Here is a 20721-nt window from a genome sequence, read left to right on the forward strand (position 1 = left end):
CGTGGCGTCGTGTCAGTTGCCGACGGAGCAGGTCTCCTCGGAGGCGCTCTGCCCGGTGATCGACGAGGGCAGCGGCGTCGCCGACGCGGTCGGCGTCCGAGTGGCGGTGGCGCTCGGCGCCGCCGATGGCACGTCGGCGGACGACGAAGTCCCTGACGAACCCGAGGTGCCGGACGGACCCGAGGTCCCGGACGACCCGGTGCTGCTCGACGTCCCGCCGCTGGACGGCGACTCCTCGGACGCGCGACCGGTGCTCGAGTCGCTCAGCGAGGACCGGACGTCGTTCTGCAGCGCCACGTTCAGGGTGTGGGCCGTCTCCTGGTCGACGATCACCCGGGCATCGTCGGCGGGGTCGTCGGCCACCGGGTACTGCACGAAGAGCATGTTGGCCGTGCTCATCCCGCGCAGCGCCGAGGCGAGCTTGACCAGGGTGCCGGTCTGGGCCAGGCCGTCGGACAGCGTCATGTTGGACAGGGCGGCGCCGGCCAGCTTGTAGAGCGTGATCGGGTTCGAGAGCGTGCCGTCCGAGGTGACCTTGCGGAGGAGCGCCGACAGGAACACCTGCTGCGAGCTGATGCGGGCGAGGTCGCTGCCGTCGCCGACCCCGTGGCGGGTGCGCAGGAAGGCGAGTGCGTCCGAGCCCTCGAGGGAGTGCGAGCCCGTCGTGAGGTGCAGGCCGGTGAAGGTGTCGTCGATCGGCTCGGCAACGCACACGTCCACGCCGCCGAGGGCGTTCGACATCTCGATCACGCCGTCGAAGGTGATGAGCCCGGCGTAGGGGATGCTCAGGCCGGTCAGGTTCTCGACCGTGTCCACGACGCAGGAGACACCGCCGTTGCCGAGCGCGGTGTTGAACATCGCCGAGGTGGACGCGGGGTAGGTCCTGCCGGTCGCGGGGTTGGTGCAGGCCGGGATCGGGACCATCAGGTCGCGGGGGAAGCTGACCGCGGTGAGCTGCTGGTGGTCCGCCGAGATGTGGATGAGCATCGTGACGTCGTTGCGGGCGCCCTCGACGTCCTCGTCGGAGTCGAACTGGCCGACCCGCGTGTCGCTGCCGATGAGCAGGATGTTCGCTCCGCCCTTGATCGCCGAGATGTCCGCGGTCTTGGCGGTGTTCTGGTCGTCGGTGCTGAGTGCGACCGTCTGCGGCGCGGCGGCGAGCTGCGCGCCTGCGATCGCGGCGACGCTCGTGCCGCTGACGAGCAGGACGGCGACGGCGGCCGCGACGACGGTGACGAGCGTGCCCCAACCCCGACGACGGGCCTGCTTGCCGTGGCTGGCGAAGGGGCGTCGGGTGGCGTCGGGCACGTGTTCTCCGTTCGGTGGTCCGGCGCGAGCTGCTGGTGCGGCGGACGTGGCTGCGGAGCAAAACTACGGTTCGCGCGCAAGTGCGCGCCCGGAGCGCGCCGTCAAACCACTGTGGAACGCTCAGGCACGGCTCCGGAAGCCCCAGACGTGGGGTGTTCCGCGTCCCCACTTGGCAATTGCGGGTTTACCACATAAGATCGATCTTTGGTGTGTCATGCCCTCTCGGGTGTGGCGACCGACCCGCAGACCGGTTCGGGGATCACACCAGTTCCACAACCAAGCGACAGTGAGGCTATGGCCAAGAAAGACGGCGTCATCGAGATCGAAGGCTCGGTGCTCGAAGCTCTGCCCAACGCGATGTTCCGCGTTGAGCTGACGAACGGACACAAGGTCCTCGCGCACATCTCCGGGAAGATGCGCCAGCACTACATCCGCATCCTCCCCGAGGACCGCGTGATCGTGGAGCTGAGCCCGTACGACCTGACCCGCGGCCGGATCGTCTACCGCTACAAGTGATCCGCGAGCTGGAAAGGAACGGCACGGCAATCCTGCCGAGCACGAAGCCAGCGAGCACGAGGAAAGAACCATGAAGGTCAACCCCAGCGTCAAGCCCATCTGCGAACACTGCCGCGTGATTCGCCGCAAGGGCCGCGTCATGGTGATCTGCAAGAGCAACCCGCGTCACAAGCAGCGCCAGGGCTAGTCCCGGGCGCGTGACCGGCGCCGACGGTGTCCATCGGACACCAGGCTGCTCGAGCACGACCCACAACTGAAGATCGACAACGCAGTACCAGAACCCGGTCGCACGACGGCCGGGGGACACCTCGGGGCGGAGGCCCGAGCACCGGTACTGCGCCACACCTCCATCGACAACAGGAGCAGCCATCACATGGCACGTCTAGCAGGCGTCGACATCCCGCGCGAGAAGCGCGTGGAGATCGCACTCACGTACATCTACGGCGTCGGCCGTACCCGCGCCGTCCAGGCACTGACGGAGACCGGTATCTCCGGTGACATCCGCGTCAAGGACCTGACCGACGACCAGCTCGTCGCCCTCCGTGACTTCATCGAGGGCAACTTCAAGGTCGAGGGTGACCTCCGCCGTGAGGTCGCCGCCGACATCCGCCGCAAGGTCGAGATCGGCAGCTACGAGGGTCTCCGCCACCGTCGTGGTCTCCCGGTGCGCGGTCAGCGCACCAAGACCAACGCTCGTACCCGCAAGGGACCGAAGCGCACCGTGGCAGGCAAGAAGAAGGCTCGATAGGAGACCCCGATGGCTACCCCCAAGACTGCCGCGCGCAAGCCGCGCCGCAAGGAGAAGAAGAACGTCGCTGTGGGCCAGGCCCACATCAAGAGCACGTTCAACAACACGATCGTCAGCATCACCGACCCGTCGGGTGCCGTCCTCAGCTGGGCGTCCTCGGGTGCCGTGGGCTTCAAGGGTTCGCGCAAGTCGACGCCGTTCGCGGCGCAGCTCGCCGCCGAGTCCGCTGCGCGTCAGGCGCAGGAGCACGGCGTCAAGAAGGTCGACGTCTTCGTGAAGGGCCCGGGTTCGGGTCGCGAGACCGCGATCCGCTCGCTCCAGGCCGCTGGCCTCGAGGTCGGCTCGATCAACGACGTCACGCCGCAGGCGCACAACGGGTGCCGCCCGCCCAAGCGCCGTCGCGTCTGACGCGAGGAGCAACCGGCCGCGCCCTGCTCGTCCCCTGACCGGATCCGTTCCGGCGAGGGCGGGCAGGGCCCGCGGCCATTCCTGGTCGTTCGATCGCGCACGTGTGTGCGCGTGATCACAACTCAACAGACCCGTCGGGGCCCATGCGGCCCCGTCGTACCGCCAAGTGTCATATAGCGGACACTTCGCCGAAAGGAATCCCACAGTGCTCATTGCACAGCGCCCCACCCTGACCGAGGAGCCGATCTCCGAGCACCGCTCGCGCTTCGTCATCGAGCCGCTCGAGCCGGGCTTCGGTTACACCCTCGGCAACTCGCTGCGCCGCACGCTCCTCTCCTCGATCCCCGGCGCGGCTGTCACCAGCATCCGCATCGACGGCGTCCTCCACGAGTTCAGCACCGTTCCCGGTGTCAAGGAAGACGTCACCGAGATCATCCTCAACATCAAGAGCCTGGTCGTCTCCAGCGAGCACGACGAGCCCATCACGGCGTACCTGCGCAAGCAGGGTGCCGGTCAGGTCACCGCAGCGGACATCTCCGCTCCGGCCGGCGTCGAGATCCACAACCCGGAACTCGTCATCGCGACCCTGAACGACACCGCGCGGTTCGAGCTCGAGCTCACGATCGAGCGTGGCCGTGGCTACGTCTCGGCGACGCAGAACCGTTCCGAGTTCAGCGAAGCCGGTCAGATCCCGATCGACTCGATCTACTCGCCGGTCCTCAAGGTCACCTACCGCGTCGAGGCGACGCGTGCCGGTGAGCGCACGGACTTCGACCGCCTGGTCGTCGACGTCGAGGCGAAGCCGGCCATCACGCCGCGCGACGCCATCGCGTCGGCCGGCCGCACGCTGGTCGAGCTGTTCGGGCTCGCTCGCGAGCTCAACACGGCGGCCGAGGGCATCGAGATCGGCCCCGCGCCGGTCGACGCCGTGCTCTCGAACGAACTGCAGACCCCGATCGAGGACCTCGACCTGTCGGTCCGCAGCTACAACTGCCTGAAGCGGGAGGGCATCAACACGGTGTCCGAGCTCGTCGCCCTGTCGGAGACGCAGCTCATGAACATCCGCAACTTCGGTCAGAAGTCGGTGGACGAGGTCAAGGACAAGCTCACCGAGCTCGGCCTGTCCCTCAAGGACACCGTCCCCGGATTCGACGGCGCCCACTTCTACAGCGGGTACGACGAGGACGAGTCCAACAACTGACCTCGCGCTCACGCGCAAGCGCGCTGACACCGCGCGCACCACTTTCACCACTGGAGAACTGACATGCCGAAGCCCACCAAGGGCCCCCGCCTCGGTGGCGGTCCCGCCCACGAGCGCCTGCTCCTGAGCAACCTCGCCAACGCCCTCTTCACGCACGGTCGCATCACGACCACCGAGACGAAGGCCAAGCGCCTCCGCCCGGTCGCCGAGCGTCTCATCACGTTCGCGAAGCGGGGCGACCTGCACGCGCGTCGTCGTGTGATCAGCATCCTGCGCGACAAGTCCGTCGTGCACACGCTGTTCACCGAGATCGCCCCCCAGGTCGAGGACCGCCAGGGCGGTTACACCCGCATCACGAAGCTCGGCTTCCGCAAGGGCGACAACGCTCCGCTGGCGTCGATCGAGCTCGTCCTCGAGCCCGTCTCGAGCACGCCCGCTCCGGTCAAGCGCAACTCGGCTCCGGCCGCTGCTGCCGCCCCGGTCGACGAGCCCGCCGCTGACGAGACCGCCGAGGAGGCCCCGGTCGAGGAGACCGAGACCACCGAGGAGTCCGCCCCGGTCGAGACCGAGTCCGAGACCGAGGCTGCTGCCGAGGTCGAGGCCGACGCCGCCGAGAAGTCGGACGACGCCGACACCAAGTAGTCCGGTGCCCTCCGGGGCGCCGCACCACCACGAGGAAGCCCTCGCGACCCAGGTCGCGGGGGCTTCCTCGCGTGCACGGACTCCACGGCACGAGCGACGCGCCGCGTAGGGTGGCCGACCGGTACGACAGGGAAGGAAGTCATGGCGTTCCAGCACGTTGCGGGTCTGGGGACACGGGTCTGGCGGTGGAGCCGGACCTCGGGCACGCAGCCGCGCCTGCTGCACGCCGGCAAGGCCGCCGCCGCTGCGGTGATCGCCTGGCTCGTGGCGCAGCACATCCCGGGCGTCGCGGCCGAGTACCCGTACTACGCGCCACTCGGCGCCGTCGTCGCGATGCAGACCACGGTGTTCGCGGGCATCCGGAGCGGTGTGCAGACCCTGGTCGGGATCGCCCTCGGCATCCTCATCGCCGCGTTCACGATGTGGGTCGGCGATCCCGGCTTCCTCGCGATCGCGCTCGCGGTCGGCGTCGGGGTGCTGGTCGGCGGGTTCCGCGTGCTGGGGGAGGGGAGCTCGTGGGTGTCGACCGCGGCGCTCTTCGTGCTGCTCGTCGGCGGCGCGCACGCCGAGGGCTACTCGCTCGGGTACCTCGTGCAGATGGCCGTGGGTGTCGTCGTCGGGCTGCTGGTCAACTTCCTGGTGTTCCCGCCGCTGCACTTCTGGGACGCCGAACACCGCATCGACGCGGTGAACGGTGTGCTGGCGGACCACCTCGACGGGCTGGCAGCCGTGCTCGAGGAGGGCAAGCGCGACGAGAAGGCGTGGGACCACCAGCAGGACCGCCTGGACCGCGCGATCGCGGACGTCCGGTCGCGGGTGGCGATCGCGCACGAGAGCCGCCGGCTCAACCCCCGTGGGGCACTGCGTGGGTCGCGAGCGCGGCTCCAGAAGGACGGCGGACGCTTCCGGGCACTGGAGCGCGTCGCCTGGTACACGACCGACCTCACCGAGCTCGTGGCGCGCTCCGGTCCGGTCTCCGAGGGTGTCGGGCGTCCGGACCCCGCGTTCGCCACCCCCATCGCCGAAGCGCTGCGGAAGATCGCCAGCACGATCCGCGGTGACTCCCCGGAGGACCAGGCCGAAGCGGCCATCGCACGACTCGAGACCGCGCTCGACGAATCGCGTGAGAACCCCTCCCACGTCGCGGTCACCTCGGCCGCGCTCGTCGCCCTGCGCGGGATCGTCGAGTCCGAGCGGCGCGCCACCGACGACCTCGACACCCGGACCGGTCCGTCGGCGTTCGGCCGTCCGCGCGGCTGAAGGGGTGCGGGCGGTCGCCGTCCGGCGGACCGAGCGCGGGCCGGGAGGCACGGATCACCCCCGCTACGGTGGTCACGTGGACGAGACGGTCGGCTTCCAGGACCCCGACAGCACGGGTGACGTGCGGCTGCGACTGGACATCGCCTACGACGGGGCGGCGTTCTCCGGGTGGGCTCGGCAGCCCGGGCTCCGGACGGTGCAGGGCGCGCTCGAGAGCGCACTCGCCACCGTCTTCACCCGCTGGGGCGAACCGCCGTTGCTCACCGTCGCCGGACGCACCGACGCCGGGGTGCACGCCACGGGGCAGGTCGCACACCTGGACCTGTCGGCGGAGCAGTGGGCAGCGCTCACCGCCAAGCGCGGGACGGGTCGCTCACCGCTCGACGGGCTGGTCAAGCGGGTCAACGGCATCGCAGCACCCGAGGGGGACGTCGTCGTCACCGGTGCCTCGGTGGCGCCCGCCGGGTTCGACGCCCGGTTCTCCCCGCTCTGGCGCCGGTACGAGTACCGGATCGCGGACGCCGACGCCCCGCGCGATCCACGTCGGCGCGGGCACACGGTCTGGCACGCGGCGCGGCTCGACCCGGCAGCGATGGAGCGCGGTGCGCTGACGTTGCTCGGGCTGCACGACTTCGCGACGTTCTGCAAGCCGCGCGAGGGGGCGACGACCATCCGGACGTTGCAGCAGTTCCGCTGGGACCGCGAGCCGGACGGCGTGCTGGTGGCGCGCCTCCAGGCCGACGCCTTCTGCCACTCCATGGTCCGGGCGATGGTCGGCGCGACCATCGCCGTCGGCGAGGGCCGCTTCGGCCCGGACCGCCTCGAGGAACTCCGCGTCGCCGAGGAACGCACGAGCGCCTTCAAGACGGCGCCGGCGAAGGGACTGACCCTGACCGAGGTGGGGTACCCGGCGGACGCGGAGCTCGCGGAGCGGGCGGAGCAGACCCGGGCCCGACGGTCGGTGGACGGTAGCGTCGAGGGATGAGCCCGCGCGAACCCCGTTCCGTCGTGTCCGTCGCCCCCGGAGTCGTCTTCGTCGAGGGTCCGGTGTCCAACTGGGTGGTGCTGGCGGAGGAGGACGGCGTCGCGCTGATCGACGCCGGGTACCCGGCCGACACCGACCTCGTGCTCGACACCGTGCGCGCCGCCGGACACGACCCCGCCGATCTCCGTCGCGTCTACGTGACGCACGGACACGTCGACCACGTCGGCGGCATCCCCGGGATCCTCGAGCGGTACCCCGACGTCGAGGTGCTCGCCCACGCCGACGAGCTCGCCAACGTGCGCGGACCGGAGCGGCAGCAGGTCACCCCGGCGGAGATCGGCGGCCGGCTCGCCAGCCCCCGTGTGCTCGCCTGGCTGGTGCGGGCGATCCGATCCGACGCCCTGCGGCCCACCACCGTGCCGTCCGCTCGCGCGTTCACCGGTGCGGACTTCGCGGGTCGGGCGATCTCGCCGTTCCCGGCCGTCGGCCACACCGACGGCTCGACCGCCTACCTGCTGCCCGCGGCGGACGCGATCGTCACCGGCGACGCCGTCGTCAGTCGGCACGACACCCAGCCGGGGTCGTGGGCCCCGCGCCCGCGGATGATCACACCGTTCTTCACCGCCGACCAGGACCGCGCGCTCGAGTCCGCACGGGCGCTGCCGTTCCCGGCTCTCGTGCTGCCGGGACACGGACCGGCCGTCCGACGTGTGGGTGGGACGTGGCTGCCGTTCGGCTGATGCCGCGCGATCGGCTGTGCCGCAGAACGCGATCGGCTGATGCCGCGCGATCGGCTGATGTTGCCGAACGCAATCATTTACCTCGACGCAACCTGAATGTCCCCGCAGGTCGGTAGCGTGCGGTCATGGCCAACACCCTCGGGCGCACTCTGCTGTGCGCCACGGCGGCCGCGACGCTCCTCGCGGCTCCACTCGTCACCGTCACCGCAGCGACCGCGAACCCCGAGGGGACCGACCTCGTCATCGAGGAGGCCTACCTGAAGGCGGGGAGCAAGGGCGCGTTCTACAACGAGAAGTTCGTCGAGATCGGCAACCCGACCGACGCCGCCGTGTCGCTCGACGGGTGGTCGTTGCAGTACCGGTCGGCCACGGGCACCGGCACGTTCTCGGCCAGTGCGCTCCAGGGCACCGTGCCGGCGAAGGGCACCTTCCTGGTGTCGATGGCGGGCAACGGCGGGGCCACCCCCGCCGGCGAGGACCTGCCCGCCGCCGACGACACCGCGACGCTCAACCCATCGGGTACCACCGGCACGCTCGTGCTGTCCGACGCCACCGCACCCCTGGCACTCGCCGCCGGACCCGTCGCCACCGGCACCGACGGCGTGGTCGACCTGCTCGGCTACGGCGCCTCGAACACGTTCGAGTCGGCCGTGCGCACCGTGACCGGGGACAACTCCGTGCCGAACGGCCTGGTCCGCCAGGGCACCACGGACACCGACGTCAACGGTGCGGACTTCTCGGTGACGACGACGCTCACCCCGCGGAACGCCGCGGGCGAGACGACGGCACCGACCGAGCCCACGGAACCGACCGACCCGGGTGACGGCGGGACCCCGACGCCCGGCACCCCCGCCGAGACGGTGACCATCGCCCAGCTGCAGGGCACCACGGACACCTCGCCGTACGTCGGCAAGAACGTCACGACGGACGGCGTCGTCACCGCGGTCTACGGCACCGGCGGCTTCAACGGCTACACGATCCAGACCCCGGGCACCGGCGGCGCGATCGACCTCGCCGCCCACACCGCGTCCGACGCCGTGTTCGTCTTCTCGTCCGCCACCGCCGGGCTGGTGCACGAGGGCGACCACGTGCGAGTCACCGGCGCCGTCTCCGAGTACTTCGGCCTGACCGAGCTCACGGTGTCCGGGGCCTCGTCGGTGCAGCAGCTGACCGACCCCGTCGCGGCACCGCAGCCGGCCGCGGTCGCGTTCCCGTCGTCCGACGCCCAGCGCGAGTCGCTCGAGAGCATGCTCGTCGCTCCCCAGGGGGCGTACACCGTCGCGGACAACTACACGACGAACCAGTACGGCGAGGTCGTGCTCGCCAGCGGCACGAAGCGCCTGGTCCAGCCGACCGAGGTCGGCCGACCGGGCAGCGCCGAGGCGAAGGCCGTCGAGGCCGACAACGCCGCGCGCAAGGTCACGCTCGACGACGGTGCGAGCACCAACTTCCTGACCCAGGCGAACCAGGGCATCCCCGTGTCGTGGCTCACCCAGGGCCCGGTCACCGTCGGGGCCGCAGCCACCTTCACCGAGCCGGTCGTCCTCGACTACCGCAACAACGGGTGGAAGTTCCAGCCGACCGCGCCGATCACGGGTGCGACCCCGGCCGCCGAGCTGCCGGCGTCGTTCTCGAAGGTGCGCCAGCCGGCACCGCAGGACGTCGGTGGTGACCTGAAGCTCGCCGGCTTCAACGTGCTCAACTACTTCCCGACCACGGGCGACGAGCTCACCGGCTGCAAGTACTACACGGACCGTGCCGGAGACCCCGTCACGGTGAACTCGGGCTGCGATGCCCGCGGTGCCGCCGAGGAGGAGGACTTCCTGCGCCAGCAGGTCAAGATCGTCAAGGCGATCAACGGCCTGGACGCCGACGTCGTCTCGCTCGAGGAGATCGAGAACTCCGTCCGCTTCGGTCAGGACCGCGACGCCGCCGTGGCCACCCTGGTCGACGCGCTCAACGCCGCCACCGGCCAGGACACCTGGGCCTACGCGAAGTCCCCGGCCGTCGTGCCCGCGAGCGAAGACGTCATCCGCCTCGCCATCATCTACAAGAAGGACCGCGTCGAGCCCGTCGGCGAGTCGACGATCCTGCTCCACGACGCGTTCACGAACGCCCGCCAGCCCGTCGCGGACGCGTTCCGCCCGGTCGGCGGCACCGCGGACGACGACTTCCTGGTGATCGCGAACCACTTCAAGTCGAAGGGCTCCGGCACCGGCGAGAACGCCGATCAGGGCGACGGACAGGGGGCGTCGAACGCCGACCGCGTCGAGCAGGCGAAGGCCCTCGTGACGTTCTCCACCGACATGCAGGAGCAGTACGGCACCGACAAGGTGTTCATGCTCGGCGACTTCAACGCGTACAGCAAGGAGGACCCGGTGGTGGTCCTCGACGAGGCCGGCTACACCGACCTCGGCCCGGCGCTCGACAGTACCGAGTACTCGTACGTGTTCTCCGGCCTGAGCGGTTCGCTCGACCACGTGTTCGCGTCGAAGGCCGCGCTCGAGACGGTCACGGGCGTGGACATCTGGAACATCAACTCGATCGAGTCGGTGGGCCTGGAGTACAGCCGCTACAACTACAACGCGACGAACCTGTACAACGACGACGTGTACCGGGCGAGCGACCACGACCCGATCCTGGTCGGGTTCGACCTGGACGCCGCGGGCACCGACCCGGGCACGGACCCGACGCCGGTTCCGACCCCGACGCCGGTGCCGAACCCGACGCCGGCCCCGGTGCCGCCGGTCGACGGGAGCACGCCGCCGGTTGCCCCGGTTGCTCCGGTGGCGCCGTCGGTGTCGCTGTTGACGGAGGCGAGCCGTGGTGGGGTGTCGGCTCCGTCGTCGGCTCGTGCGGGGGAGACGATCACGGTGACGGTCGGCACCGCGTCGGCCGGTGACACGGTGAACGTGTGGCTGTTCTCGACCCCGACGCTGATCGGGACCGCGGTGGTGGCTGCGGACGGGACGGTGCGGGTGACGATCCCGGCGGGCACCGCGGCTGGGGTGCACCGGTTGGTGGTGACGGCTGCGGACGGGTCGTTGATCGGGTGGACCCCGATCACGATCACCACGGATGGGCAGCTCGCGTTCACGGGTGCTGCGGGCCTCGGTGCCGGTGCGGTGGTGGCGTTCCTGCTGCTCGCGGCGGGTGCGGGTGTGCTGGTCGTGCGTCGCCGACGTCGGGCTGTGGCTGCGGAGTAGTCCCCACGCCCCACGGGGGTGGGTGGTGTGCAGGAACGGTCGGGTCCGCAGTGGGGACCCGACCGTTCCTGCACACCATGGGCGGTGGGGCCGGCCCCAGGGCGGACGGGAGGCACGGTGCGGGCCGCCCCGCGCCTCCAGGCCGACAGCGGGGCGCGTTTGACCGACGTACCCCGCGTCGGCTAAGCTCTCACCTTGGTCTGTGCGCCCCGCGCGCGGACAGTCAGATGAGCCCTCCAACAGAGGTGTTCCCCGTGCTTCTGCCCGTGGAACTCCCGACCGGAGTGGGATTCACGGACTCCTCACCTCGACACGAAAGCAGCACTCCTGTGACTCGCACGTTCTCACCGAAGCCGGCAGACGTCCAGCACGACTGGATCGTCATCGACGCCACCGACGTCGTCCTCGGCCGTCTCGCCACCCACGCCGCGGCGCTCCTGCGCGGCAAGCACAAGGCCACCTTCGCCCAGCACATGGACATGGGTGACTTCGTCATCATCGTGAACGCCGACAAGGTCGCCCTGACCGGTTCGAAGCTCGCGAAGAAGGTCTACTACCGTCACTCGGGCTACCCGGGCGGCCTGACGGCGACCTCCTACCCGGAGATGCTCGAGAAGCACCCCACCCGCGCCGTCGAGAAGGCGATCCGCGGCATGCTGCCGAAGAACACCCTCGGCCGCGAGCAGCTCAAGAAGCTGAAGGTCTACGCCGGCGCGGAGCACCCGCACGCCGCGCAGCAGCCCAAGCCGTACATCTTCGACCAGGTCGCACAGTAGTTCCGGCCACGACGACTTCAAGGACACAGAAAACTCATGGCTCAGATCGCTGATTCCCTCGACCAGACCCCGGAGAGCTTCACCACGGAGAGCGCACCCGCCGCTGCCGAGGCCGCTCCCCGTCAGATCCTCAACGTCTCCGGCGGTGCCGTCGGGCGCCGCAAGGAGGCCATCGCGCGCGTCCGGCTCGTCCCGGGCTCCGGCACGTTCGTCGTGAACGGCCGCACGCTCGAGGACTACTTCCCGAACAAGCTGCACCAGCAGCTCATCAACGACCCCTTCAAGGTGCTCGAGCTCCTCGGCTCGTACGACGTCGTCGCCCGCATCACCGGTGGTGGCCCCTCGGGTCAGGCCGGCGCGCTCCGCCTCGCCATCGCCCGCACCCTGAACGAGATCGACCGCGAGAACAACCGCGCGACCCTCAAGAAGGCCGGCTTCCTCACCCGTGACGCCCGCGTCATCGAGCGCAAGAAGGCCGGTCTCAAGAAGGCCCGCAAGGCGTCGCAGTTCTCGAAGCGCTAGTCGTCACCGGCTGAAGATCGCCATGCCGCGTCTGTTCGGTACCGACGGGGTTCGTGGTCTCGCCAACGGCGAGCTGACGGCCGCGCTCGCACTGGGTCTTGCCCAGGCGAGCGCGGCCGTCCTCACACACGGACACCACGCCGACGCCCGCCGGGCGTCGGGTCGACCGCGCCCGCGCGCGGTCCTCGCGCGCGACCCGCGCGTCTCCGGCGAGTTCCTCGGTGCCGCCGTCGCGGCCGGGCTCGCCTCGGCCGGCGTCGACGTGCTCGACGCCGGGGTCATCCCCACCCCCGCCGCGGCGTTCCTCGTCGCGGACATCGACGCCGACTTCGGCGTGATGATCTCCGCATCGCACAACCCCGCTCCCGACAACGGGATCAAGTTCTTCGCCACGGGTGGCCGCAAGCTTCCGGACGAGGTCGAGGACCGCATCGAAGCGGCCATGCACGACCACTCCGCACCCACCCCCACCGGCATCGACGTCGGGCGCATCTCGCGGTTCGCCGACGCCGAGGACCGCTACGTGGTGCACCTGCTCGGCACGTTGCCGCACCGGCTCGACGGCATCCACGTGGTGCTCGACTGCGCCAACGGTGCCGCCGCCGGCGTCTCGCCCGAGGTGTTCGTCAACGCGGGTGCCCGCGTGACGCTCATCGGCGCCGACCCCGACGGCTGGAACATCAACGACGGCGTCGGTTCGACCCACATCGACAACCTCGCCCGCGCGGTGCTCGAGCACGGCGCCGACGTCGGCATCGCACACGACGGCGACGCGGACCGTTGCCTGGCGGTCGACGCCGCGGGCAACGCGATCGACGGTGACCAGATCATGGCGATCCTCGCGCTGTCCCTGCAGGAGCGCGGACGACTGAAGGACGACACCCTCGTCGCGACGGTCATGTCGAACCTCGGGCTGAAGCGCGCCATGGCCGACGCGGGCATCACCGTGATCGAGGCCGGCGTGGGCGACCGTTACGTGCTCGAGAAGATGACCGAGGGCGACTACTCCATCGGTGGCGAGCAGTCCGGCCACATCATCTTCAACGAGTTCGCCACCACGGGCGACGGCATCCTGACCGGGCTGCACCTGGTGGCCGAGATGGCACGGACGGGGAAGTCGCTGCAGGAGCTCGCCTCGTGCATGACCGTGTTCCCGCAGGTGCTGCTCAACGTCCGGGGCGTCGATCGCCACGGGCTCGCCGACCAGGGCGTGCAGGACGCCATCGCCGCCGCCACCGAGGCGCTCGGGGACAGCGGCCGTGTGCTGCTCCGTCCGTCGGGCACCGAGCCGGTTGTGCGCGTCATGGTCGAGGCTGCCTCGCAGGACGATGCCCAGCGCATCGCCGAGGAGCTCGCCGCCGTCGTGCAGGACCGCCTGGCGCTCGACGTCGCGTAGGGGCGTTCGCCGCTCACGGAACCAGGTTCCGGACACAGCACCGTGTTCTTCCCTGGTGTGGTGTCCGGAACCTGGTTCCGTGTCGCCCCAGCTCAGATCTTGCGGAGCAGGACCGAGTTCACCTTGTGGTTCGCGCCCTTCTTCAGCACCAGGGTGGCGCGGGAGCGCGTGGGCAGCACGTTCTCGATCAGGTTCGGCTCGTTGATCGCCCGCCAGACCTCGGTCGCCGTCCGCACCGCGTCCTCACGCGACAGCGAGGCGAACCGGTGGAAGAACGAGTCGGGGCTCGAGAACGCCTCTTCCTGCAGGGCGAGGAACCGGTCGATGTACCAGGACTCGATGTCCTTCGTCTTCGCGTCCACGTAGATCGTGAAGTCGAACAAGTCGGACAGTGCGAGCCGCCCGTGCACCGGGGGCGCCAGCACGTTGAGACCCTCGACGATGAGCACGTCGGGCTGCCGGACGACGATCTCGGCATCGGGCACGATGTCGTAGACCAGGTGCGAGTAGTACGGCGCGCGGACCTCGGTCGCCCCGCTCTTCACCTGGCTCACGAAGCGCAGCAGGGAGCGGCGGTCGTACGACTCCGGGAAGCCCTTGCGGTCCATGATCCCGCGGCGCTCCAGCTCGGCGTTCGGGTACAGGAAGCCGTCGGTCGTCACGAGCTCGACCCGAGGGGTGTCCGGCCAGCGCTTCGTCAGCTCGCGCAGCAGACGGGCGACGGTGGACTTGCCGACCGCGACGGAACCGGCGACGCCGATGACGAACGGCGTGCGTCCGGCGCGCTCCCCGAGGAACCGGCTCGTCTCGGCGTGCAGGTTCCGCGCACCGGCGGCGTAGAGCGTGAGCAGGCGGGACAGGGGCAGGTAGACCTCCTGCACCTCCTGCATGTCCAACCGGTCGCCGAGACCGCGCAGCTGCACGATCTCGGTCTCGGTGAGCGACAGGTGCTCCTTCGGGGCGAGCTGGGACCACTCGTCACGCGGGATCTCCACGAACGGGGTCGGGTGCGCGACGGCGGTCTCCGAGAACGGCATGGGATCGAGCGTACAGACGGGAGGCCCGGGGCACGTGAGCCGGTCGGCTCACGTGCCCCGGGCCTCCCGGCCAGTGCTCGGTGCGCGCCCGCAGGACGCGACGCGTCAGGCGGGCAGGGCCGCCTCGATGGCGGCGACGACCTCGGGGGCGTCCGGCTTGGTGGTGGGGCGGAAGCGCGTGACGGTGCCGTCGGGCGCGACGAGGAACTTCTCGAAGTTCCAGGCGACCCGGCCGGCCTTGCCGTCGGCGTCCGGGGTCTCCTTGAGGGCCTGGTAGAGCGGGTGCGCGCTCTTGCCGTTGACCTTGACCTTCTCGGACATCGGGAACGTCACACCCCACGTGGTGGAGCAGTACTCGTCGATCGCCTCGGACGAGCCGAGCTCCTGCAGGAACTGGTTGCTCGGGAAGCCCAGCACCGTGAACCCGCGGGGGCCGTACTGCTTCTGCAGGGACTCGAGCTGCTCGTACTGCGGAGCGAGGCCGCACCGGGAGGCGACGTTCACGACCAGTACGGCTTTGTCGGCGTAGGCGCCGAACGTGGTGTCCTCGCCGTGCAGTGTGGTGATGGCGATGTCGTCGAAGCGTCCCATGGCCGAAACGTTATCCCCACCCCTGGGACTTCGCAGGGTCGGCGTCCAGGCAGACCGTAGGATCGGTTCCATGTGTGGAATCGTCGGCTACGTCGGCAGCAACAGCAGCCAGGACGTCCTCCTCGGTGGCCTCCGTCGCCTCGAGTACCGCGGCTACGACTCGGCGGGCATCGCCGTCGTCGACCCAGCAGGGGACCTCGTGTCGGCCAAGAAGGCCGGCAAGCTCCAGGCCCTGGTCGACGAGCTCGAGTCGTCGCCGATCCCGGACGGCACGACCGGCATCGGGCACACCCGCTGGGCGACCCACGGTGGCCCGACCGACGGCAACGCCCACCCGCACCTGGCCGACGGCGACAAGCTCGCCCTCATCCACAACGGCATCATCGAGAACTTCTCCGAGCTCCGCGCCGATCTGCAGGCCGAGGGCATCGAGTTCCGCAGCGAGACCGACTCCGAGGTCGCCGCTCACCTGGTCGGACGCGCCTTCCGCGAGACCGGTGACCTGACCGCAGCGATGCAGCGGGCCGTGCAGCGGCTCGAGGGGGCCTTCACGCTCCTCGTCGTGCACGCCGACCAGCCCGGCGTCGTCGTCGGTGCCCGTCGCAACTCGCCCCTGGTGGTCGGGCTCGGCGACGGTGAGAACTTCATGGGCTCGGACGTCGCCGCGTTCGTCGCCTACACGCAGCGCGCACTGTCGATCGGGCAGGACGAGATCGCCACGATCCGCCCCGACGGCGTCGACGTCATCCACTTCGACGGCACCCCGGCCACGCCGACCGAGTTCGAGGTCAACTGGGACGCCTCCGCCGCCGACAAGGGCGGCTGGAGCTCGTTCATGGCGAAGGAGATCAGCGAGGAGCCCGAGGCCGTCGCGAAGACGATCCTCGGCCGCGTCCACGACGGCGCCGTCACGCTGACCGACCTCGACCCGATCGCCGACCGCCTGGCGACGGTCGAGCGCGTCATCGTGATCGCCTGCGGCACCGCCGCCTACGCCGGCATCCTGGGCAAGTACGCCATCGAGCAGTGGGCCCGTGTGCCGGTCGAGGTCGAGCTCGCCCACGAGTTCCGCTACCGCGACCCGGTGTTGAACGAGCGCACCCTGGTCGTCTCGATCAGCCAGTCCGGCGAGACCATGGACACGCTCATGGCCGTCAAGTACGCCCGCGAGCAGGGCGCGCAGGTCCTGTCGATCTGCAACACCCAGGGCGCCACGATCCCGCGTGAGTCCGACGCCGTGATCTACACGCACGCCGGGCCCGAGGTCGCCGTCGCGTCGACCAAGGCCTTCATCGCCCAGGGCGTCGCGCTCTACCTGCTCGGGCTACACCTGGCGACGCTGCGCGGCACGCTCACCGCCGAGCAGATCGCCGAGCAGGTGGCCGAGCTCGAGGGGCTCGCGCCGAAGCTGCAGCAGACCATCGAGGACGCCGCCGGCATCAAGGACCTGGCCCGCTGGATGGCGGACACCCGGAGCGTGCTGTTCCTCGGCCGCCACGTCGGCTACCCGATCGCGCTCGAGGGTGCCCTCAAGCTCAAGGAGCTCGCGTACATCCACGCCGAGGGCTTCGCCGCCGGGGAGCTCAAGCACGGCCCGATCGCCCTGATCGAGCCGGGCCAGATCGTCTTCGTCATCGTGCCGTCGCCGCGCGACCCCCGATCGCTGCACCCGAAGGTCGTCTCGAACATCCAGGAGATCCGCGCCCGCGGTGCCCGGGTGATCGCCATCGCTGAAGAAGGCGACGCCGCGGTGCTGCCCTTCGCCGACGAGGTCCTGCGGATCCCCCTCGCGACCCCGCTGTTCGAGCCGCTGCTCGCCGTGGCACCGCTGCACATGTTCGGGATGGAGCTCGCCGCCGCCAAGGGCCTCGACGTGGACCAGCCACGCAACCTCGCGAAGTCGGTCACCGTCGAGTAGTCGCGACGGTGATCATCGGGATCGGGGTCGACGTGGTCGACCTGGAGCGGTTCGAACGGGTGCTGGAGCGCACACCGGCGATGCGGGCGCGGCTGTTCACGCCGTCCGAGCAGATCCGTGACGGCGAGCCCCGGCCGATCGCGTCCCTCGCCGCACGGTTCGCGGCGAAGGAAGCCCTGATCAAGGCCTTCGGGTCGAGTGCCGGGCTGAGCTGGCAGGACCTCGAGGTCGTGTCCGACGACCAGCGGAACCCGTCGCTCACCCTGCACCAGGGCGCCCGGCAGGTGGCGGACGCGCGTGGCGTGACGAGCGTGCACCTGTCGCTCTCGCATGATGGAGGGATCGCGACCGCGTTCGTGGTCCTGGAAGGAACAGACGTGGTCCTGGAAGGAACGATCCAGTGAGTGCGTTCACCGGCATCACGCTCGATCGCGGAGCCCTGATCGAGAACTACGCGACCATCGCCGACCGGGTCGCCCCGGCCGGGGTCATCGCGGTGGTCAAGGCGAACGCCTACGGCCACGGGGCCCTCGACGCCGCGCAGGCCTTCGTCGACGCCGGGGCCGAGTGGCTCGGGGTCGCCGACATCGACGAGGCCGTCGCGCTCCGTCAGGGCGGCATCGACGAGGGGGTGCGGATCCTCGCGTGGCTGCACGCCCCCGACGAGGACTTCCGCCGCGCCGCCCAGTTCGACGTCACGCCCGCGGTGTCGAGCGTCGAGCAGCTCTCCGCAGCAGCCGACTCCGACGTCCGCGCCGTGCACCTGTGCGTCGACACCGGCCTGAGCCGCAACGGTGCGGTCGAGTCCGAGTGGGCCGAGCTCTTCGCGACCGCCGGCGCCCTGGCCCGAGCCGGCAACCGCACCCGGGTCGAGGGGCTCATGTCCCACCTGTCGAACGCGTCGCGCACCGACGACCTCGACCAGGACGCCGCACTGCAGCGGGCGCTGGACGGCCTGGCCGCGAACGGCATCGTGCCGGACGTGGTGCACCTCGCCGCGAGTGCCGCGAGCATCGCCGTACCGGAGACCCGCCACGACCTGTCCCGCGTCGGACTCGCCCTGTACGGACTGAGCCCCTTCGACGGTCGCACCTCGGCCGACCTGGGGCTGCGCCCGGCGATGCGGGTCACCGCCGCCGTGCTCCGCACCGTGCCGGTCGCTGCGGGCGACGGCGTCTCCTACGGCTACACCTGGCGCGCCGAGACGGACACCCGTCTCGCCGTGATCGGCCTGGGCTACGCGGACGGCTTCGACCGCGACTTCGGCAACCGGGTCTCGGTGCGGATCGGCGACCGGACGTTCCCGGTGGTCGGACGCGTCGCGATGAACGCCATGCACGTCGACATCGGCGACGCCGACGTCCAGGTCGGCGACGAGGCGGTGCTGTGGGGCGACCCCGCGAACGGCGACCCCGCCGTCGAGGACTGGGCCGACGCCATCGGCACGATCAACTACGAGGTGGTCGCCCGGATCGGCCGCAGCGTGGAACGGAGGACGACGTGAGCTCCGCACCGCTGCGTCAGGCGCGCATCGACCTCGACGCCTACCGTGCCAACCTCGACCGTGTCCGCGAGTGGATGGACCCGGTCGCCGTGATGGCGATCATGAAGGCCGACGCGTACGGGCACGGCCTCGAGCCGATCGCGCTCGCCGCCGTCGACGCCGGGATCCGCTGGATCGGTGTGCTGACGGTGTCCGCCGCCCTGCGCCTGCGCGCGATCGGCGTCGGCGAGGACGTCCACCTGTTCACCTGGCAGCACGACCCCGACCTGGACTTCCGTGACGCCATCGACTCGGCCGTCGACCTCGGCGTCTCGAACGTCGCCGAGCTGCGGCGCATCATCGACGCCGTCGACCAGCGACCGGCCCGGGTGCACCTCGGCGTCGACTCCGGCCTGCACCGCGACGGCGCGACCCCGGCGGACTGGCCGACGCTCGTCGAGCTCGCCCGGGACGCCCAGCGGAACGGCCGCATCGAGGTCGTCGCCGCGTACACGCACCTGGCCGAGGCGTCCGACCACGAGGACAGCGCCGCGGTCGCCGTGTTCGACGCCGCGATCGAGATCGCCGAGGACCTGGGGCTCGACGTCCCGATGGAGCACGTCGCCGCGTCGCTCGCGGGGCTGGAGCGCAAGGAGTTCCGGAAGGACATGGTCCGGATGGGTGCGAACCTGTTCGGCATCCCCGGAGCCGACGGCGTCTCGGCGGCCGACCTCGGCCTCGAGCCGGTGATGACCCTGACCGCGTCGGTCGCGAAGACGAAGCGCGTCCCCGTCGACACCGGCGTCTCCTACGACTACACGTACCGCACCGCGACCGAGACGACCCTGGCCCTCGTGCCCGTCGGGTACGCCGACGGGGTCCCGCGTCTGGCGCAGGGCCGCATCCAGGTCGCGATCGGCGGCAAGCGCTACCCGATCGCCGGCCGCGTCGCGATGGACCAGTTCCTGGTGGACGTCGGCGAGGACGACGTGCAGACCGGTGACACCGTCGTGCTGTTCGGCACCGGCGAGCACGACGAGATGACCGTGCTCGAGTGGGGCGCGGCGCTCGAGACCATCGGCGAGGAGATCGTCTGCCGGATCGGCAGCCGTGTGCCCCGGTCCTATGAGGGCCACGACATCGAGGGACGGGTCGGGGAGTACCTGCGGGGCGAGCGGCCGTGACCGAGTCGGCGCACGTCCTGCTCGACACCACCGTCGACGGCACCGAGGCGATGGGGGAGCTCGGCGCCCGGTTGGCCGCGGTGCTGCACGCGGGGGACCTCGTCGTGCTGACCGGACCGCTCGGTGCCGGCAAGACGACCCTGACGCGCGGGCTCGGGGCTGCACTCGGCGCGCGCGGCCAGGTGTCCAGCCCGACCTTCGTCCTCGCCCGGACGCACCCGACGACCGCTGGCCCGGACCTGGTGCACGTCGACGCCTACCGCCTGTCCGACCCGGTCGAGCTCGACGACCTCGACCTCGACTGGGACGCCGCCATCGTCGTCGTCGAGTGGGGTCGCGGCATGGTCGACGGCATCAGCGACAGCGTGCTCGACGTCGAGATCACGCGTACCACCGGTGCCGACGACGCAGCCGCTCACGACACGGACCCGGACGACGTGCCCGACGAGCCCCGCCGTGTCGTCGTGACCGCCATCGGCCCGCGTTGGGAAGGCGCGGCCCTCTGACCCTGCAGCCCGTCGACGCGGGCGACGTGGAGGCGCTCCGTGCGTTCCTCGTCGGGGCGGACCTGACCCTCGCTGGCCTCGACGAGCCGACGGTGCGGCCGTTCTCGCGTCGCTCCGGTCCGTTGTCCGTTCTGACAGTCGCTCGGCTTCACGCCCGCCGACCGACAGGCACTGGCTGCCGTGCTGCCGGACACGCACCAGGTCCGCCTGTTCCGTCGGACCGGGCAGTTGGACCACGAGGTCGCATGGGCCCGGGAGCAGACTTCCGGCTGACCATCCCGCCGCCGCCCAGGG

21 protein-coding genes are annotated in these 20721 nt (G+C 70.6%); 18 read left to right on the plus strand and 3 right to left on the minus strand.

The window, feature by feature from the left end; genetic code table 11:
- Positions 1-12: 12 nt before the first annotated feature.
- Entirely contained in the window at positions 13-1308 is a 1296-nt protein-coding gene (locus tag DEJ35_RS01015) for an LCP family protein (protein ID WP_111191882.1), read from the minus strand.
- A 294-nt stretch (positions 1309-1602) separates the two neighbouring features.
- Between DEJ35_RS01015 and infA the strand changes: the two genes are divergently transcribed.
- The 13 genes from infA to glmM all read left to right on the plus strand — a co-directional run bounded on the left by infA (position 1603) and on the right by glmM (position 13708).
- On the plus strand, positions 1603-1824 hold the full coding sequence (gene infA, locus DEJ35_RS01020) for a translation initiation factor IF-1 (RefSeq protein WP_017885509.1): 222 nt from the start codon (positions 1603-1605) through the stop codon (positions 1822-1824).
- A 70-nt stretch (positions 1825-1894) separates the two neighbouring features.
- The gene (rpmJ, locus tag DEJ35_RS01025; protein ID WP_022903266.1) at positions 1895-2011 is read left to right on the plus strand and encodes a 50S ribosomal protein L36; all 117 of its coding nucleotides are present in this window, start codon (positions 1895-1897) and stop codon (positions 2009-2011) included.
- Positions 2012-2197: 186 nt separating this feature from the next.
- Positions 2198-2572, plus strand: a complete 375-nt coding sequence (gene rpsM, locus DEJ35_RS01030) for a 30S ribosomal protein S13 (RefSeq protein ID WP_017885508.1) — start codon at positions 2198-2200, stop codon at positions 2570-2572.
- A gap of 9 nt (positions 2573-2581) precedes the next feature.
- Complete coding sequence (rpsK, locus tag DEJ35_RS01035; RefSeq protein ID WP_017885507.1) at positions 2582-2980, plus strand: 30S ribosomal protein S11; 399 nt, start codon at positions 2582-2584, stop codon at positions 2978-2980.
- 205 nt (positions 2981-3185) lie between these two features.
- The gene (locus tag DEJ35_RS01040; protein WP_017885506.1) at positions 3186-4181 is read left to right on the plus strand and encodes a DNA-directed RNA polymerase subunit alpha; all 996 of its coding nucleotides are present in this window, start codon (positions 3186-3188) and stop codon (positions 4179-4181) included.
- Positions 4182-4244: 63 nt separating this feature from the next.
- Positions 4245-4823 (plus strand): 50S ribosomal protein L17, encoded by a 579-nt coding sequence (gene rplQ / locus DEJ35_RS01045; protein ID WP_110859505.1) that lies wholly within the window; start codon positions 4245-4247, stop codon positions 4821-4823.
- A gap of 141 nt (positions 4824-4964) precedes the next feature.
- Positions 4965-6083 (plus strand): aromatic acid exporter family protein, encoded by a 1119-nt coding sequence (locus DEJ35_RS01050; protein ID WP_110859506.1) that lies wholly within the window; start codon positions 4965-4967, stop codon positions 6081-6083.
- Between the two features lie 76 nt (positions 6084-6159).
- Complete coding sequence (gene truA, locus DEJ35_RS01055) at positions 6160-7068, plus strand: tRNA pseudouridine(38-40) synthase TruA (protein WP_110859507.1); 909 nt, start codon at positions 6160-6162, stop codon at positions 7066-7068.
- Positions 7065-7808: an MBL fold metallo-hydrolase gene (locus DEJ35_RS01060; RefSeq protein ID WP_110859508.1), complete on the plus strand. Its 744-nt coding sequence runs from the start codon at positions 7065-7067 to the stop codon at positions 7806-7808. The genes truA and DEJ35_RS01060 overlap by 4 nt, the downstream gene beginning before the upstream one ends.
- A 125-nt stretch (positions 7809-7933) precedes the next feature.
- Positions 7934-11014 carry an ExeM/NucH family extracellular endonuclease gene (locus tag DEJ35_RS01065; protein WP_181435461.1) on the plus strand — a complete coding sequence of 1027 codons (3081 nt, stop codon included), beginning with the start codon at positions 7934-7936 and terminating at the stop codon, positions 11012-11014.
- 329 nt (positions 11015-11343) lie between these two features.
- On the plus strand, positions 11344-11790 hold the full coding sequence (rplM, locus tag DEJ35_RS01070) for a 50S ribosomal protein L13 (RefSeq protein ID WP_027466717.1): 447 nt from the start codon (positions 11344-11346) through the stop codon (positions 11788-11790).
- Positions 11791-11826: 36 nt separating this feature from the next.
- Entirely contained in the window at positions 11827-12312 is a 486-nt protein-coding gene (gene rpsI / locus DEJ35_RS01075) for a 30S ribosomal protein S9 (RefSeq protein ID WP_027466716.1), read from the plus strand.
- A 22-nt stretch (positions 12313-12334) separates the two neighbouring features.
- On the plus strand, positions 12335-13708 hold the full coding sequence (gene glmM, locus DEJ35_RS01080) for a phosphoglucosamine mutase (RefSeq protein WP_110859509.1): 1374 nt from the start codon (positions 12335-12337) through the stop codon (positions 13706-13708).
- Between the two features lie 92 nt (positions 13709-13800).
- On the opposite strand, the gene coaA is transcribed toward glmM, so the two are convergent.
- Both coaA and DEJ35_RS01090 read right to left on the minus strand, forming a co-directional pair.
- Positions 13801-14745 carry a type I pantothenate kinase gene (gene coaA / locus DEJ35_RS01085; protein WP_110859510.1) on the minus strand — a complete coding sequence of 315 codons (945 nt, stop codon included), beginning with the start codon at positions 14743-14745 and terminating at the stop codon, positions 13801-13803.
- Between the two features lie 105 nt (positions 14746-14850).
- Positions 14851-15336 (minus strand): glutathione peroxidase, encoded by a 486-nt coding sequence (locus DEJ35_RS01090; RefSeq protein ID WP_110859511.1) that lies wholly within the window; start codon positions 15334-15336, stop codon positions 14851-14853.
- Between the two features lie 70 nt (positions 15337-15406).
- Between DEJ35_RS01090 and glmS the strand changes: the two genes are divergently transcribed.
- The 5 genes from glmS to tsaE are packed head-to-tail and all read left to right on the plus strand — an operon-like array spanning position 15407 to position 20427.
- Positions 15407-17254, plus strand: a complete 1848-nt coding sequence (glmS, locus tag DEJ35_RS01095) for a glutamine--fructose-6-phosphate transaminase (isomerizing) (RefSeq protein WP_110859512.1) — start codon at positions 15407-15409, stop codon at positions 17252-17254.
- Positions 17255-17262: 8 nt separating this feature from the next.
- Positions 17263-17658 (plus strand): holo-ACP synthase, encoded by a 396-nt coding sequence (locus tag DEJ35_RS01100; protein ID WP_110859513.1) that lies wholly within the window; start codon positions 17263-17265, stop codon positions 17656-17658.
- Positions 17655-18758 carry an alanine racemase gene (gene alr, locus DEJ35_RS01105; protein WP_110859514.1) on the plus strand — a complete coding sequence of 368 codons (1104 nt, stop codon included), beginning with the start codon at positions 17655-17657 and terminating at the stop codon, positions 18756-18758. The genes DEJ35_RS01100 and alr (DEJ35_RS01105) overlap by 4 nt, the downstream gene beginning before the upstream one ends.
- The gene (alr, locus tag DEJ35_RS01110) at positions 18755-19921 is read left to right on the plus strand and encodes an alanine racemase (protein WP_181420020.1); all 1167 of its coding nucleotides are present in this window, start codon (positions 18755-18757) and stop codon (positions 19919-19921) included. Before alr (DEJ35_RS01105) ends, alr (DEJ35_RS01110) begins: the two co-directional genes overlap by 4 nt.
- Positions 19918-20427 carry a tRNA (adenosine(37)-N6)-threonylcarbamoyltransferase complex ATPase subunit type 1 TsaE gene (tsaE, locus tag DEJ35_RS01115; RefSeq protein WP_220032931.1) on the plus strand — a complete coding sequence of 170 codons (510 nt, stop codon included), beginning with the start codon at positions 19918-19920 and terminating at the stop codon, positions 20425-20427. The genes alr (DEJ35_RS01110) and tsaE overlap by 4 nt, the downstream gene beginning before the upstream one ends.
- The last annotated feature ends 294 nt before the right edge of the window (positions 20428-20721 follow it).

It is taken from the genome of Curtobacterium sp. MCPF17_051, from assembly GCF_003234595.1.
GTDB classification, from domain to species: Bacteria; Actinomycetota; Actinomycetes; order Actinomycetales; family Microbacteriaceae; genus Curtobacterium; species Curtobacterium flaccumfaciens.

Coding starts and splice junctions, on each gene's coding strand:
- infA (WP_017885509.1), top strand. CDS start 1,603: ATGGCCAAGAAAGACGGCGTCATCGAGATCGAAGGCTCGGTGCTCGAA.
- rpmJ (WP_022903266.1), top strand. CDS start 1,895: ATGAAGGTCAACCCCAGCGTCAAGCCCATCTGCGAACACTGCCGCGTG.
- rpsM (WP_017885508.1), top strand. CDS start 2,198: ATGGCACGTCTAGCAGGCGTCGACATCCCGCGCGAGAAGCGCGTGGAG.
- rpsK (WP_017885507.1), top strand. CDS start 2,582: ATGGCTACCCCCAAGACTGCCGCGCGCAAGCCGCGCCGCAAGGAGAAG.
- rplQ (WP_110859505.1), top strand. CDS start 4,245: ATGCCGAAGCCCACCAAGGGCCCCCGCCTCGGTGGCGGTCCCGCCCAC.
- DEJ35_RS01050 (WP_110859506.1), top strand. CDS start 4,965: ATGGCGTTCCAGCACGTTGCGGGTCTGGGGACACGGGTCTGGCGGTGG.
- DEJ35_RS01060 (WP_110859508.1), top strand. CDS start 7,065: ATGAGCCCGCGCGAACCCCGTTCCGTCGTGTCCGTCGCCCCCGGAGTC.
- DEJ35_RS01065 (WP_181435461.1), top strand. CDS start 7,934: ATGGCCAACACCCTCGGGCGCACTCTGCTGTGCGCCACGGCGGCCGCG.
- rpsI (WP_027466716.1), top strand. CDS start 11,827: ATGGCTCAGATCGCTGATTCCCTCGACCAGACCCCGGAGAGCTTCACC.
- glmM (WP_110859509.1), top strand. CDS start 12,335: ATGCCGCGTCTGTTCGGTACCGACGGGGTTCGTGGTCTCGCCAACGGC.
- coaA (WP_110859510.1), bottom strand. CDS start 14,745: ATGCCGTTCTCGGAGACCGCCGTCGCGCACCCGACCCCGTTCGTGGAG.
- DEJ35_RS01090 (WP_110859511.1), bottom strand. CDS start 15,336: ATGGGACGCTTCGACGACATCGCCATCACCACACTGCACGGCGAGGAC.
- glmS (WP_110859512.1), top strand. CDS start 15,407: ATGTGTGGAATCGTCGGCTACGTCGGCAGCAACAGCAGCCAGGACGTC.